The organism is Bradyrhizobium sp. NAS80.1 (assembly GCF_001908205.1).
Taxonomy (GTDB): domain Bacteria; phylum Pseudomonadota; class Alphaproteobacteria; order Rhizobiales; family Xanthobacteraceae; genus Bradyrhizobium.
Genome location: NZ_LGHL01000074.1, coordinates 59,806 through 73,604, shown reverse-complemented (window position 1 = coordinate 73,604; position 13,799 = coordinate 59,806). Strand labels below are relative to the sequence as shown.

The 13,799-nt window shown below is 61.6% G+C and carries 10 protein-coding genes and 1 pseudogene; 5 read left to right on the top strand and 6 right to left on the bottom strand.

All coding sequences use genetic code 11. The features are described 5' to 3' along the window. The 4 genes and pseudogenes from AC629_RS18340 to AC629_RS18325 form a co-directional block, all read left to right on the top strand. A pseudogene (locus tag AC629_RS18340) lies at positions 1–1,193 on the top strand (hypothetical protein); the annotation flags it as partial. A gap of 109 nt (positions 1,194–1,302) precedes the next feature. Then, a complete protein-coding gene (locus tag AC629_RS18335) occupies positions 1,303–4,014 on the top strand; it encodes a type I secretion system permease/ATPase (protein ID WP_084806434.1) in 2,712 nt (903 codons plus the stop codon). Continuing rightward, positions 4,001–5,428 carry an HlyD family type I secretion periplasmic adaptor subunit gene (locus AC629_RS18330; protein ID WP_084806433.1) on the top strand — a complete coding sequence of 476 codons (1,428 nt, stop codon included), beginning with the start codon at positions 4,001–4,003 and terminating at the stop codon, positions 5,426–5,428. Before AC629_RS18335 ends, AC629_RS18330 begins: the two co-directional genes overlap by 14 nt. A 425-nt stretch (positions 5,429–5,853) precedes the next feature. Beyond that, positions 5,854–6,621, top strand: coding sequence for a WecB/TagA/CpsF family glycosyltransferase (locus AC629_RS18325; RefSeq protein ID WP_168195519.1), 768 nt, complete (start codon positions 5,854–5,856; stop codon positions 6,619–6,621). A gap of 391 nt (positions 6,622–7,012) precedes the next feature. On the opposite strand, the gene AC629_RS18320 is transcribed toward AC629_RS18325, so the two are convergent. From AC629_RS18320 to AC629_RS45405, 3 genes are all read right to left on the bottom strand, one after another. Next, positions 7,013–7,612 carry a polysaccharide deacetylase family protein gene (locus tag AC629_RS18320; RefSeq protein ID WP_084806431.1) on the bottom strand — a complete coding sequence of 200 codons (600 nt, stop codon included), beginning with the start codon at positions 7,610–7,612 and terminating at the stop codon, positions 7,013–7,015. Positions 7,613–7,770: 158 nt separating this feature from the next. Beyond that, on the bottom strand, positions 7,771–8,298 hold the full coding sequence (locus tag AC629_RS18315) for an HAD family hydrolase (protein ID WP_084806430.1): 528 nt from the start codon (positions 8,296–8,298) through the stop codon (positions 7,771–7,773). Then, positions 8,276–8,716 carry a hypothetical protein gene (locus AC629_RS45405; RefSeq protein ID WP_143199226.1) on the bottom strand — a complete coding sequence of 147 codons (441 nt, stop codon included), beginning with the start codon at positions 8,714–8,716 and terminating at the stop codon, positions 8,276–8,278. The genes AC629_RS18315 and AC629_RS45405 overlap by 23 nt, the downstream gene beginning before the upstream one ends. Before the next feature lie 22 nt (positions 8,717–8,738). On the opposite strand from AC629_RS45405, the gene AC629_RS18305 reads away from it, so the two are divergent. Continuing rightward, positions 8,739–8,993, top strand: coding sequence for a glycosyltransferase (locus AC629_RS18305; protein ID WP_084806428.1), 255 nt, complete (start codon positions 8,739–8,741; stop codon positions 8,991–8,993). 427 nt (positions 8,994–9,420) lie between these two features. Here the strand turns inward: AC629_RS18305 and AC629_RS18300 are convergent, their stop codons facing one another. The 3 genes from AC629_RS18300 to AC629_RS18290 form a co-directional block, all read right to left on the bottom strand. Then, a complete protein-coding gene (locus tag AC629_RS18300) occupies positions 9,421–10,302 on the bottom strand; it encodes a response regulator transcription factor (RefSeq protein WP_084806427.1) in 882 nt (293 codons plus the stop codon). Positions 10,303–10,764: 462 nt separating this feature from the next. After that, positions 10,765–12,165, bottom strand: a complete 1,401-nt coding sequence (gene glmM / locus AC629_RS18295) for a phosphoglucosamine mutase (RefSeq protein ID WP_084806426.1) — start codon at positions 12,163–12,165, stop codon at positions 10,765–10,767. A gap of 220 nt (positions 12,166–12,385) precedes the next feature. Further along, positions 12,386–13,750, bottom strand: a complete 1,365-nt coding sequence (locus AC629_RS18290; protein ID WP_084806443.1) for a SagB/ThcOx family dehydrogenase — start codon at positions 13,748–13,750, stop codon at positions 12,386–12,388. Positions 13,751–13,799 lie beyond the last annotated feature (49 nt).

Here is a 13,799-nt window from a genome sequence, read left to right as displayed (position 1 = left end):
TTCCGAGCGGTGCGAGCATCAAGGACGCGAGCGGTGTCGCTGCGAACCTTGCTGGCGCGGTGAAGACGTTCTCCGGTCTCCAGGTCGATCCGACGGCATCGACCACGCCGACGCCAACGATCACGCCAGCGGTGACGCAGGCCACGGCCTCGCCTGGAACGGGCACCGAGCACGTGGGAGACGCGATCACGCTGTCGCTCGGCTTCAACGAGGCGGTGACCGTGACGGGCACGCCCACGCTGTCGCTCAATGACGGCGGCACGGCCACCTATGTCGGTGGCTCGGGCACGGGTACGCTCACCTTCAAAACGACTGTGGCGTCGACCAACACCAGCACTTCGGCTCTCGCCATCACCGGCGTGAACCTTCCGAGCGGTGCGACCATCAAGGACGCGAGCGGTGTCGCTGCGAACCTTGCTGGCGCGGTGAAGACGTTCTCCGGTCTCCAGGTCGATCCGACGTCATCGACGTCGACGACGCCGTCGACACCGTCAGCGACCAAGCCGGTCCTGACCATCGCGGATAACTCGCTCTGGGTAGCGGGGGGAGGCGGTACCGTCGACCTGGGAACCAAGGTGACAACCACCGACTCCAACGACGTCGTGACCGTGAAGATCACAGGGTTACCCGGGTACGAGACGATCACCGACAAGCTCGATGGTCAGACGTTCCGGGGGAATAACATCACCTTGACGGCGGCGCAGGTCGACAGCGGATTGACGCTGACGTCGAACTACAACGGCGGGGGCCATCCGACCGCAACGCTCACGCTCACCGCAAGTGCAAAGGATCCGACCACCGGTGCCGTTGCGACGGCCTCGCCGCAGATCATCACCGTGGTGGATCCCCGACCTGCTGCGACCACAACGTCGCAGACGACCACGGTAACGGATCCTTCGCATCCGGCCAGCACGGGCACAGGGGTCCTGGCAGGTCACGATCATGGTTCTGCACTGCTTAGCCAGATCAGGGACGTTCTCGCCGGCGGCGTTGCGACATCCGCGCCACAGGCGATCACTGATCAGGCGACCCGGACCGGTTCAGCCATGGCGTCCCAGGCAAGCCAGAGCTTTGCGCTGCTGAACCAGTATCTGGCCGGTCACACCGGCCAGGTGGATCCCGGTCAGATCGTGTCGGCCGTGTCGCATGCGACCGGTTGGGGTCAGGAATCGTTGCTGACCAGACCACATTGATGCCTCGCCGCACCCAGGCTCAGCGCCTGGGTGCGGCACCGTCAATATTTGTCAATCCAAGAGAAGGAACATCTTACGCGGTCGGTAGCCGCGAAGGGTTGAGTTAAAAATGGCGATCCAGAATGGAAATGCCCATGCCGCAGACCTCGGGCTTCGGGCCCTGGCTCTGTTCCTGCGCCTTCATGGCGTGAACGCCGAGCCTGACCAGCTCCGCGACCGTTGCGGGAGCAACGATATCGGCATCAGCGCGATGCTTCGCTGTGCGCACGAATTCGGAGTCAAAGTCCGTTCGCGCACGATGCGTTGGAAGCGACTTGCGAGCACCACGCTGCCCGGAATCGCGTCGCTGCGTGATGGCGGATTCCTGGTGCTCGGCAAGGTCGATGACCAGACGGCACTTGTGTTGCATCCAACCGCATCACGTCCGAACACGATGACGCGCGCGGAGTTCGAAGAAGTCTGGGACGGCCGTTTGATCCTGGCCGGCTCACAGAATCTCGTGCACCGGTTGCTTCATTCCCTTGCCGGCATGAGCATTCCGGGGCGTGATCTGGCGCGGCGTGCCGGCGATGCCGTGATGCAGGCCGGCAATATGTTGACGCGCGCCCGGGACGTCTTCATGCGTGCCGGCGATATCACGATGCGCACGCAGTCACCCGATCGACCAGACATGGCTGTCCAGGCGGCGGGTATTGAGCCCGCGAGCGGCGATGAGTCAGGGCTCATTGCGGTGGCGATATTGCTGCGTTGCCATGGCATTGCGGCCGACCCGGCGCAAATTCGGCATCGCATGAGCACGACGCGAATCGGCGTGACCGAAATCCTGCGCTGTGCCAAGGAGTTCGGGCTCAAGGCCCGGGCACAGCGGTCGAGCTGGAGCAGGCTTGCGGTCACGCCGCTGCCGGCGATTGCTGTGCTGCGCGACGGCGGCTTCCTGATCCTGGGTAAGGTCATCGACGACAAGCTTCTGGTTCAGCGCCCATTGTCTCCGCAGCCTGAATCCATCACCCAGGCCGAGCTCGAGGCCATCTGGGACGGTGACATCATCCTGATGACCCGGCGTGCGGCCCTGACGGATCTCTCCCGGCGATTTGATATCAACTGGTTCATCGGTGCGGTCCACAAATATCGCCGCCTGCTCGGCGAAGTGCTGGTCGCGTCGTTCTTCCTTCAGGTCTTCGCCCTCATCTCGCCGCTGTTCTTCCAGGTGGTGATCGACAAGGTGCTCGTGCATCGAAGCATGAGCACGCTCGACGTCCTGGTCATGGGCCTCGTCGCGCTGACCCTGTTCGAGACCGTTCTCGGCACGCTGCGCGTCTATCTGTTCGCGCACACGACGAATCGCATCGACGTCGAGCTCGGCGCGCGGTTGTTCCGTCACCTGATGGCCTTGCCGATCGCCTATTTCCAGACGCGCCGCGTCGGCGACTCGGTTGCGCGCGTTCGCGAGCTGGAGAACATCCGTCAGTTCCTGACGAGCTCGGCGCTTACGCTGGTTATCGATCTCCTGTTCACCGTCGTCTTCCTTGCGGTGATGTTCTACTATTCGACGCCGCTGACGCTGATCGTCATTGCGTCGTTCCCGTTCTACATCGGTATTTCCGCCGGTGTCGCGCCGCTGTTCCGCCGGCGGCTTGACGAGAAGTTCAATCGTGGCTCGGAGAACCAGGCCTTCCTGGTCGAGAGCGTCACCGGCGTCGAGACGCTGAAGGCGATGGCGGTCGAGCCGCAGATGCAGCGACGCTGGGAGGAGCAACTCGCCGGCTATGTGGGTGCGAGCTTCCGCGTGCTCAGCCTGAACAACACGGCGAGCCAGGCGGTCCAGATGGTCAACAAGCTGGTCACCGCCGCAACGCTCTACTTTGGCGCCAGGCTCGTGATCGGCGGCGACCTGTCCGTCGGCGAACTCGTCGCGTTCAACATGCTGGCGGGGCGGGTGAGCATGCCGGTGCTTCGGCTCGCGCAGTTATGGCAGGACTTCCACCAGGCCCGTCTGTCGATCGATCGTCTCGGCGACATCCTCAACACCATGCCCGAGCCGAGCTTCAGTCCGGCCCGCGCTGCCCTGCCGCCGATCCGCGGCAAGGTCACGTTCGAGCACGCGACCTTCCGCTACCGCGTCGACGGTCCCGAAGTACTGCACGACGTGTCCTTTAACGTCGAGCCCGGTCAGGTGATCGGCATCGTGGGCTCTTCGGGCTCGGGCAAAAGCACCATCACCAAGCTGATCCAGCGTCTCTATGTACCGGAGAGCGGCCGCGTGCTGGTCGACGGCGTCGACCTCGCGATGGTCGATCTGACCTGGCTTCGGCGCCAGATCGGGGTGGTCTTGCAGGAGAACGTGCTCTTCAATCGTTCGATCCGCGAGAACATTGCGCTCGCCGACCCGGCCATGCCCATGGAGCGCGTCATCGAGGCGGCGTCGCTTGCGGGCGCTCACGACTTCATCCTGGAGCTGCCGGAGGGCTATGACACCATCGTCGGCGAACGGGGCAGCAGTCTCTCCGGCGGGCAACGCCAGCGTGTCGCGATCGCCCGCGCGCTCATCACCGATCCGCGCATTCTCATTTTCGACGAGGCGACCAGCGCGTTGGACTATGAGAGCGAGCGCGCCATCCAGCAGAATATGAGACGGATTGCTGCTGGACGGACCGTGTTCGTGATCGCGCATCGACTCTCGACCGTGCGCAATGCGAACCGGATCATCACGCTCGAGCATGGCCGCATCGTCGAGGACGGCAGCCATGACGAACTGATCCGCTCGAACGGGCGTTACGCAAACCTCCACTATCTGCAGGCCGGCATCCATGACGTCCGCTAGTCGAAATATCGTTCCGTTTCCGAGACGCGAGCCTCGCCGCCGCGAGCACGAAATCGCGTTCCTGCCGGCGGCGCTCGAGATCACTGAAACGCCGCCGTCGCCGGTCGGGCGCGCGATCGGGGTGAGCATTATCGCGGTGTTCTGCATCGCGCTGGGGTGGGCGTCGTTCGGCAGTGTCGATATCGTCGCGACAGCGACAGGCAAGATCGTGCCGGGCGGGCGCACCAAGCTGATCCAGCCGTTCGAGACGGGCGTTGTCCGCGCCATCCACGTCCGCGACGGACAGACGGTCAAGGCCGGCGACGTCCTGATCGAGCTCGACCCGACGATGACGGAAGCCGATCAGGAGCGCCAGAGAAGTGATCTCCTTGCGGCCGAGCTCGACGCCGCGCGGCTGCGCGCGGCGCTTGCCGAGGATCCGCTTGCCGCCTTCCGGCCACCGCAGGGCGCAAGTGCCGCGGAGATCGAGATGCATCGGCAGTTTTTGATCAGCCAGCGCTCCGAGCAGAACGCCAAGCTCGCCGAGATCGATCGCCAGCAAGGTCAGAAGGAAGCGGAGCGAGCGACCACGTTGGCGAGCGTGGCGAAGCTCCAGGCGACAATCCCGGTGCTCCAGGAGCGGGTCGATATTCGCAAGGGGCTCGTCGAGAAGGCCTTGGCTTCGAAGGTCGTCTATCTCTCCGAGTATCAGGAGCTAGTCGGCCTTCAGCAGGATCTTGTCCTCCAGCAGAGCCGGCTCCACGAAGCCGACGCAGCCATCGCCTTGCTGAGGGAAACGAAAGAAAAGACCTCCGCGGAGTATCGGCGTGCGACCTATGACGCACTTGCCAAGGCCGAGCAGAAGGCGGCGAGCGCTGCGCAGGAAGTGGTCAAGGCGGAGCGGCGCACGAAACTCCAGCAGCTGACCGCGCCGGTCGACGGCGTTGTGCAACAGCTCGCCGTTCATACGGTGGGTGGCGTGGTAACGCCGGCGCAGGCGCTTGCCATCGTGGTTCCAACCGAGAGTCAGCTCGAGATCGAAGCCATGCTTTCCAACCGCGACATTGGGTTCGTTCATCCGGGACAGAAGGCGGAGATCAAGGTCGATACGTTCAACTTCACGCGGTACGGACTCCTCCATGGGGACGTGCTCAGCGTGTCGACGGATGCCATCACGCGCGACAGACCGCAGGGCGGGTCGACCGACCGCGCGTCGGGCACGGCGCAAGCCAGCAGCGAGCCGAAAGGCCAGGAGCTGGAATATGCGGCGCGCATTTCACTCGATCGCACGCACATGCAGGTGGAGGACAAGCTGGTCAAGCTCGGCCCCGGCATGGCGGTGACTGTCGAGATCAAGACCGGTTCGCGCAGTATCATCAGCTATCTTCTCTCGCCGCTGGCGAGGTACAAGCAGGAATCGCTGCGGGAGCGGTAGCAAAGAGCTGCGCTCCAGCACGGCAATCGCGCGCCCAGAAAGAGCCATTTGACGGCTCCAAAATTGCCCCTGGTCCGTCATCTTTTCGTTCGGCGGAGGAATATGCGTTTACGCTCCCGTTGTGCAGCGTGGAGCATCGCCGTGGAGAGTGATCTTCGCATCAAGCTGGAAAGATACGAGGCCAAGGCCGCACATTGTATGAAAGCGGCTCAACAGGCCACCGACGAAGGGGGACGGGGCTTTTACGTGGAGCTGCTCGCTACTACGGCGAGCTCGCGGTGGACTTTCGTCGGGTCCTCGCGAAGCGAGCCGGAGCATCTATGGCGGCCGAATAGTCGGTCCTACGGGGTCCCAGAGCAACGATCGGAGAAGCACCGCGCAACCCGATCGCATAGATCGCCATGGCATTTGTAAGTGGAAATTCGGTGGACAGCAGTCCCTCCTGGCACAAGCAGCCTGATGCCGAGTATCCAACCGATGGATCATTGAAATCCATCAGGATTTTGGGAACATCGGTCGCTTGCGCCACTTACGATTCCGCGCTGGCGCGCATCATGGCGCTCGCGCGCGAACGTCGTCCCACAGCGGTCTGCCCCACCAACACCCATATTCTTGGAGAGGCCCGGCACAACCCGGATTTCGCCCGGGTCCTGGCCGGGTTCGACTTGGTATTGCCGGACGGGATGCCGGTGGTTTGGGCGCTCAACTTTGGCGGAGCCGATCTTAAGGACCGGGTGTACGGCCCCTATACTATGCGCCTCGTGGTGCAGCACACGCCGCGGCCCTGGCGTCATTTCTTTTTCGGTGATTCCGAGGAGTGCCTTGTCGAGTTGCGACGCGCCCTGGTCCAATTGCAGCCAGATATCGACATTGTCGGCATGCTTAGCCCGCCGTTTCGGCCCTTTACTGAGTCCGACGAGGTGTTGTTCGCCGATACTATCAATCGCGCCGATCCGGATTTCGTCTGGGTGGCCCTGCCCGGCGTGCGGATGGAACGGTGGATCAGCGACAATCAGACGCGCTACCGGCGCGGTGTGTTCCTTGCCGTGGGAGATGCGTTCGCGCTCCTCAGCGGCCGCCGATCGTTCGCTCCGCCATGGATGCAACGGATGGGCCTGACCTGGGGCTTACCGGTTAAGCAAGGAGCCGCTCCGACTGGGCCCGCGTTACCTGCGATATCATTCCATGTTTAAATTTTATTGGCTATGGGACGCGCTACGCGCTCGACTGTGAAGAATCTTCCGTGTGGTTCGAATTGGGAGTCGATATCCTGGCGAGCGAGCGGAAGCGTGGCAATCATGAGTGGTACTCGATCGCGCGCCCTGCTTCTCGTCGAAGGCGGCCTCATTCCGTAAGACTTGCTCACCATGAGGTCAAAGGTTTGGGAATGCCGAAGGCACGGCCGGTAGGTCCTTGGTGAGCAAGGGAGGCACTTGCCGGCCCGCCTTCATCGCATCGAGGGGCCGGAACCCGACCGCCAGCTCTGGCGAATCTCGTCGCAATTGGAGCGGCGCGTCAGGCGCGCCATTCATCCTTCTTCGTTCACTTCTCGTCGCATAGAGACGCCGTCGCTTTTTGCCGATGTCAGCAACAGCTGCGCGATTGCCCGTTTTCGAGTGACGGCGCGTTGCCCGCGATCTCCCTCATCATTTGTAGAACTTCATCGAGGCGCGTCCATTGATCCGCCTCGTCCAGTTCCCACGAATGACCCCAGAGGTGGAACACGCCGCCGCTGTCGAGCGCCTGATGCAACAGGCGTCGCGCCAACTCAGGCCAGTCGGTCGTCCGACCGAAAGCGACGAATCGCCACAAATTGGCAAAGGTCCTCCGCTTGATGGCGTTCCGGGCGAATGCCGCCAGACCATGCGGGTAGGCTTGAACCGTTGTCGGCATCAGGGCGAGACCCGCGCGCCCTCGCGGGAGATCGAGAGACCCCAATTCGACCGTGCGCGGACCGATAAAGCTCGCGCGCCGGATCATCTCTAGGGGCGGTCGCGAAAACGCGCCCATCGGGGGGCAAAACATGCGACAAGATCGCCCGATCGTGTCTTCGAGCCAGGACTTGGAGTCGGCGATCTCTCGCCACGCCTCCTCTTCTTTCATCTGAGTGAGAGCACCATGGTGAATCGTATGGCCGCCAATTTCAAAGCTCGAGCTGAGCTCCCGAATCTGCTGAGTGTTCATGGTGCCGGTTCTGCGGTCATCGGTACGTAAAAGGTACCTCGCAAGCCGTGCCTGGTCGGGAGCTCGGCAACCCGCAGGTCCAACGGATGGCCGTCGTCCCAACTGGTCGTGATGTATGTCTTAACGTCGGACATTTGTTTGTGTTCAAGGCTCGAAGGTCACGCAGAGAAGATCCTAAAACATGCCGGGTAGCTCAATGCTCGGATCAGGTTTTCAGTCCAAGTGCGGTCTGCGGCTTGCAGCAACTCCAAAAAAAGATCCTCAGGGCCACCCGAAATCGCGCCCTCACCACAGCTCTTGCATCGGATACCATCGGGGTGAACAATCCTCCTCGCCACTTCGAGCAGGCCCCGCTGATGCGAGTGGCGCGAAATCTCACAGCCCAGAAGCCGCGCCTCGCCCGCACACCCAATATTGGCCGGTGCGAAGCGACGCGTGGCAACGCGGAACATTTGCAAATCTGGCTCGGAATCGCCAACCGCGACGGTTTCGGTATCGGGCCCGAGGACCCAGTCGCGCAGCGCCAACAAACCATCACCCTTGTTGACGTCCTTGGGCACGATCGTTGTATCGATCATGATCTGGTGAAAGCAGAGCCGATCAAGCCCAAACTCAGTAATTAGCTCTTGGACAAGAAGTGTCGGGAGGGGCGCGAGAGCGCCGTCACCAACACTGGACGAACGCATCGCGCTTACCAGCGATGAGACCAATCCTCTTGGCCTCTCTCGATACGAATAGCCGACGGTCTATGATCCCATCAATATCCAAGGCAACGAGAGGCGAAGTCCAACGCAGCTCTCGCGGACGTCGACAGAAACCGCCGCAATAACCTGCAACATGGATGGTGAGAAAGTCCCATGCGTTTATGAATCGAGCGTGCAACTCTTGACGCTCGGCATGGCTTGGCTTCCGAAAGAGATGCTCTTGGACTTGTTGCATCGTCCAAAGGCCCGCGAGGAGCTTGTACGTGAAGAGACGCTGCTCTATGTCAACATCTCCCGAGTCCTCGACATATCGATCAAGCAAGGTTTTCTCTTCTTCGGGCGAGAGCATCAAATCCAACGTTGTCTCTGCTAAATCATACGCAGGATCGAGTACATTCAATGTCGTTCCCAGACACGGCGCCATGACGGGAAGCGTCGACGGCAACAACGGGCTGTGCTTTTCCCCTGGCGATGCTGAAGACCTGGCGGCGAAGGTCCGATGCCTCCTTGTGGACGCTTCCGCGCAGAAACGGATGCGCCGCGAAGCGCGAGAGACCTTTGATCGGAATTTCACCGCAGAGGCCAACCATGAGGCGCTCATGGCCATCTATGCGCGCGCCATCGATGGATACTTGCGGCGCGATTTGCGCGAGATGGATGCCCTACCGGCGTCGTGAGACAGTGGAGAGAGGCAGGAATGGCATCATGAGCACGGTGGCAAATCTTGCTATCTTTGACCGACCGTACGCACGACACCACCTGCCTCCGGCCAAGACGAGTTTCTATTCCGGAGTCTCGATCCGCACTCGACGATCGAAGAGGCCATTGAACGGCTTCGCAGCGAAATCGACCGGCCCGGGCGCTACTCTGCGCGCTCTTTGATCGAGCCAGTTTCAGGATTTTCTTGCGGTGACAGTGCGGATCCGGCGAAAGCGAACCGATCACTCCGTGCTCGTGCGGCTGCGCAATCCGGGAAAGCTCGGGACGGATCGCCCGGCTTTCCTCGATCCTTGGCGCGCGTCGGCGGAGGGGCTATTACTTTCGATGTACCCCCCAAGACGCCACCCGGACTGCGCGAGTGCCGAACGCAATACGACGTGTCGGCTATTTTCGGAACCGGATGGCGCCGTTTGCTTTCACGTCGATTTGCTTTCGCATGTGTTCGTGGACGCCCGGTACCTCGAAGTCATTGGACGCGTGGCTGACAATACGCTTGATTTCGGGAATCTCGCGCACGGTGCTCGGGAAGCGGTCGCCCGTATCGTCTCTCACTTGGGGCGGCGAACTGGTGTTCAAAGGCCACGCCAGAAATCGGTTGTTGATCCCCCAAATCGCCGCCTGCGTCCTGTTCTGAACCCGGATCTTGCGCAGAATTGCCTTGATATGAACTTTCACCGTGGCCTCGGTGATATTGATTTTCCGCGCGATGCATTTGTTGGAATCGCCTTCGATCAGGCATCGCAAAATCGATTTCTCCCGCGGGGAAAGTTGCTGGGCGATTCGATCGTCTGGTGCGTCTAACGTCACCTCGCTGTCGCTGAGCGGTTTAGTCTTGTCCGGGTGAATCTCTCCGGCACCGAGCGCAAATGCCGGGGGGAAAACGGTTTCGCCCATCATCACGAGCTCGATGGATTTGATGAGCGCGTCACAACTCATGACGTCGACGAAATAGCCGGTAGCACCCGCGTGAAATGCCGAAACTAACTCGCTCAGCTGATAGCGATCGGCGACAACGGCAATACGCCCGTCCGGATGGCGATCCCTGAGGCGCTCGATTTGCTCAACGGATGCGTCGAAGTCATCGCCGGTATGGACAATGAGAAAGAACAGCTGGCAAGGCTTGACTTTGCAAGCGTCCAAACCATCGGCACATGAGATCGACGCGAGAATACGAAAATTCGCCGCATGTAGAATGCGCGCAAGGCCCTCTCTGCGTAAATTGTTTTGTCCGACGAGTACGGTAGCGAAAGAATATCGCCGCGTCATAACACCCTCCCTGCCCACTACATATAAAATCGACTGGACGGTTGAACTCCGGCTCAGATGTCGTGGTTTTCCTTTTGATTGGAGACCATGCACGTAGTGCATGGTCATTGGTTGTGTCGCCAGTTGTTCGAAATGTGAGGTGGCAAAAACTGAACGTTCGTTGCGTCTTAATGTTTGAAGCTTTTATGAGATCCTAAGTTTGAATCTAAAATATCCCTATATATCCTTTTGTCATAGTCCAACTGGGGGAGCGTATAGCTATCGTGACCGAACCCATGCGGGAGCGAGATACCGGCGTGCGGGGTCTATCAGGGGTTGTCGGATCAACTTGCTGTGACTGCGGAGCGCAGCGAAAGCATCATCGCCGGGAACGCTAAAGTTTGGCGAACAGCCGCGTTAGTTGAACTCTTTCAAGGGAGTTGCGAGTAACGCAAATAGAGCGGTTCCAGGGACAAGGTCGTTCTATGCCTCGGCGTGGCCGAGGGCTTCGACGATTTCGTCAACAATCGCTTCTACGAGCGCCTTGTCGTCGCCCTCGCCCATGACCCGGATCATCGGCTCGGTGCCGGACGCGCGCACGATCAACCGACCGCCGCGGCCAAGCCGCTCTTCGGCACTGGCAATGACCGAAAGCACGGCCACGTTCTCGAGCGGCCTGCCTTTGCGGCAGCGCACGTTCTTGAGCACCTGTGGCAACGGATCGAACCGGTGGCACACCTGCGACAGCGGCAGGTTCCGGTTCCGCGCCACACCAAGAACCTGCAGCGCCGTGACGAAGCCATCTCCGGTCGTGTTGTAGTCCGACAGGACAATGTGCCCCGACGGTTCGCCACCCAGATTGTAGCCGTACCGGCGCATGTGATCGAGCACGTACCGGTCGCCGACCGGCGTGCGCACGAGCGCGAGGCCGAGGCCAGCGAGGTGGCGCTCGAGGCCGAGGTTCGACATCACGGTCGCCACGACGCCCGGCCTGGCCAGCCTGCCGTTCTCCTTAAAGCTTTCGGCGATCACAGCGATCAGCTGGTCGCCGTCGATGACGTGGCCACGCTCGTCGACCATCACGACCCGGTCAGCGTCGCCGTCGAGCGCGATCCCGACGTCGGCGCGCATCTCGCGCACCTTGCAACAAAGAGCCTTCGGCGCTGTCGAGCCGCAATCCTTGTTGATGTTGAGCCCATCCGGTTCGGCTCCGATCGAAATCACATCGGCGCCCAATTCCCACAATGCTTCCGGGACGACGCGGTAGGCGGCGCCATTGGCGCAGTCGACCACCACGCGCACGCCCTCGAGATCGAGTGCACGCGGCAACGTCCGCTTGGCGAACTCGATGTAGCGGTCGTGCACGCCGTCGATGCGCTTCGCCCGGCCGATGTCGGGGCTCTTGGCGAGTTGTTTGCTGAGGTCGGAATCCAACAGCTTCTCGATCTTGAGTTCGACTTCGTCGGAGAGCTTGTATCCATCCGGGCCGAACAGCTTGATGCCGTTGTCCTCGAAGCTATTATGCGAAGCCGAGATCATGACGCCGAGATCGGCGCGCATGGAGCGCGTTAGCATGGCGACTGCCGGCGTCGGCATCGGGCCGAGCAGCAGCACGTCCATGCCCATCGAGGTGAAGCCCGCGACCATTGCGGTCTCGATCATGTAACCCGACAGTCGCGTGTCCTTGCTGATCACGACCCGGTGACGATGCTCGCCGCGGCGGAAGAGAATGCCTGCCGCCTGGCCCACCTTGAGGGCGATCTCCGGCGTAATCACGCCGTTGGCACGGCCACGGATGCCGTCCGTGCCAAAATATCTCCGTACCTTGCTCGTTTCTGCCTCAGCAGCAGCGCGGGTCTGCGTATCTCGCGAAGGTTCGATCATCTTGCTTCAAACCCAGTCGGATCGCGCGAACGACTATCGAGCTTCGCCCTGGTCTCAACTACGTGAGCGACGCCCCAGGGCAAATGTATATCACAAGCGCGGAAGGTCTCACTTCGATCTGTTGGGGGCACTTGCAATTTCGCAGATGCGCGGCCAGCTTTCTCCGCCGAGCATCCCGGTGGAGCGAGCCGTGGAATGGGCCGGCGAGAAATATCGTTCTCTAACTCGAGCCTCCCGCCTTCCTGCCGCGTCCCAGCGCGAACTGCCCGACCGGGCCTTCGACGTGGAATTCGAGCCCCGTCATTCCAGCAAACAGATCGATGTTGCTGGTGCCGATGGCGCAGCCGCCGAGGCCCATGTCGGTTGCCGTGAGGTAGAACGTCTGGATCAGGCTGCCGACGTCCTTCAGGATCAACGAATAGGCGATCGAGCTGTATTTCCAGGAGATCCGCCCGAAGCGCGCGGCGATCGTGATCAGGATCTGCGGCGGGCCGGATGCGCCCATGGCAAATTCGGCCGCCATCGAAAGCGCGCGGAGTTGCCGGGCGGAGGCGTCGATTGCGACCAGGGCGTGGCCGCCGGCGTCGTAGTGATAAAGTCCGCGCGACAGCCCCTCGCAGTTCGAGACCGCCAGGTACAGCTCCAGCTCATACGCGCTGCCCGCCGCCGGGTACGGCCTCGAGCTGTAGGTGACCTCGGGACCACCGTCGACATCTGCGCCACTCTTCCATTCCGACAGCACGCGGGCGGTCGTGCCAAGGAACTTCGCGAGCTCGGCGAGCTTGATCGGATTCTGGTCGTCGAAGTCTCGCGTTGAATGCCGCTCGCGGAGCAATTTCGCGAAGGGTGAGGCCGGCTCCGGCGGGACGACTTTGTCGAGAGTGATCTTCTTGCCGGGCCAGGGCGGGCGCACGGCGGGCAGCGGCGGCATGACGCCCGCATAGGCGTACGCGCCGCCGACCGGATCGCTATGCCGGCCCTCGGTACTCCGCGTGTGAAACACGAGGTCATGGAAATCCCAGAGAACGAGATTGCGGTCGCCCTCGTTCACCCGAAGGCCGTCTCCGTCCCTGATCAGCATCGCGCTGTCGAGCAGCAATCCGAGCAGGTCTAGGTTCAGCGAGGCGACTTGCTTGCGAAGCTTGCTGATCTTTTGAGGCCGCGACAGCGCAGCAAGTGTGGCGGCGATGGCGGGATCGCAAATCCGGAACAGCGCGCCGGCGCGCGGCGATTCCAGCACCATCTCGTTGCCGCGCCGGCGCAGATAGGCAAAGCGCGACAATACGATGGTGTCGCCGCTCAATAGCTTTGCGGGCTGCGGCCAGTATCCGGCGATCTGTGGCTCGATGACCACGAGATCTTGCGCGTCACGGGGAGAGAACAGACGATAGTCGAGAAGCCCATGCTGCGCCAGTCGCTGCACCAGAACATGGAGCTGTCTTGCGAAGACGCTCTTGCCGGCAAGGGAGGCGAGCGGCAGGCCGGTGGCAAGATGTCCTGCGCGGTCGAAGGCCGGCGCGCTGAATTGTCCGAGATTGACCGAATAATCGCCCGAGACCGCGGCAATGCTTCCGTCAGCCTGCATTTGCAGGGAGAAGCGGCCGTTCAATCGGGCCGCGATGATCGGTGCGATT

Excerpts from the sequence above, each read along its gene's own strand:
- AC629_RS18335 (WP_084806434.1), top strand. The coding sequence starts at position 1,303 with ATGGCGATCCAGAATGGAAATGCCCATGCCGCAGACCTCGGGCTTCGG.
- AC629_RS18330 (WP_084806433.1), top strand. The coding sequence starts at position 4,001 with ATGACGTCCGCTAGTCGAAATATCGTTCCGTTTCCGAGACGCGAGCCT.
- AC629_RS18320 (WP_084806431.1), bottom strand. The coding sequence starts at position 7,612 with ATGAACACTCAGCAGATTCGGGAGCTCAGCTCGAGCTTTGAAATTGGC.
- AC629_RS18315 (WP_084806430.1), bottom strand. The coding sequence starts at position 8,298 with ATGCGTTCGTCCAGTGTTGGTGACGGCGCTCTCGCGCCCCTCCCGACA.
- AC629_RS18305 (WP_084806428.1), top strand. The coding sequence starts at position 8,739 with ATGACGGGAAGCGTCGACGGCAACAACGGGCTGTGCTTTTCCCCTGGC.
- AC629_RS18300 (WP_084806427.1), bottom strand. The coding sequence starts at position 10,302 with ATGACGCGGCGATATTCTTTCGCTACCGTACTCGTCGGACAAAACAAT.
- glmM (WP_084806426.1), bottom strand. The coding sequence starts at position 12,165 with ATGATCGAACCTTCGCGAGATACGCAGACCCGCGCTGCTGCTGAGGCA.
- AC629_RS18290 (WP_084806443.1), bottom strand. The coding sequence starts at position 13,750 with ATGCAGGCTGACGGAAGCATTGCCGCGGTCTCGGGCGATTATTCGGTC.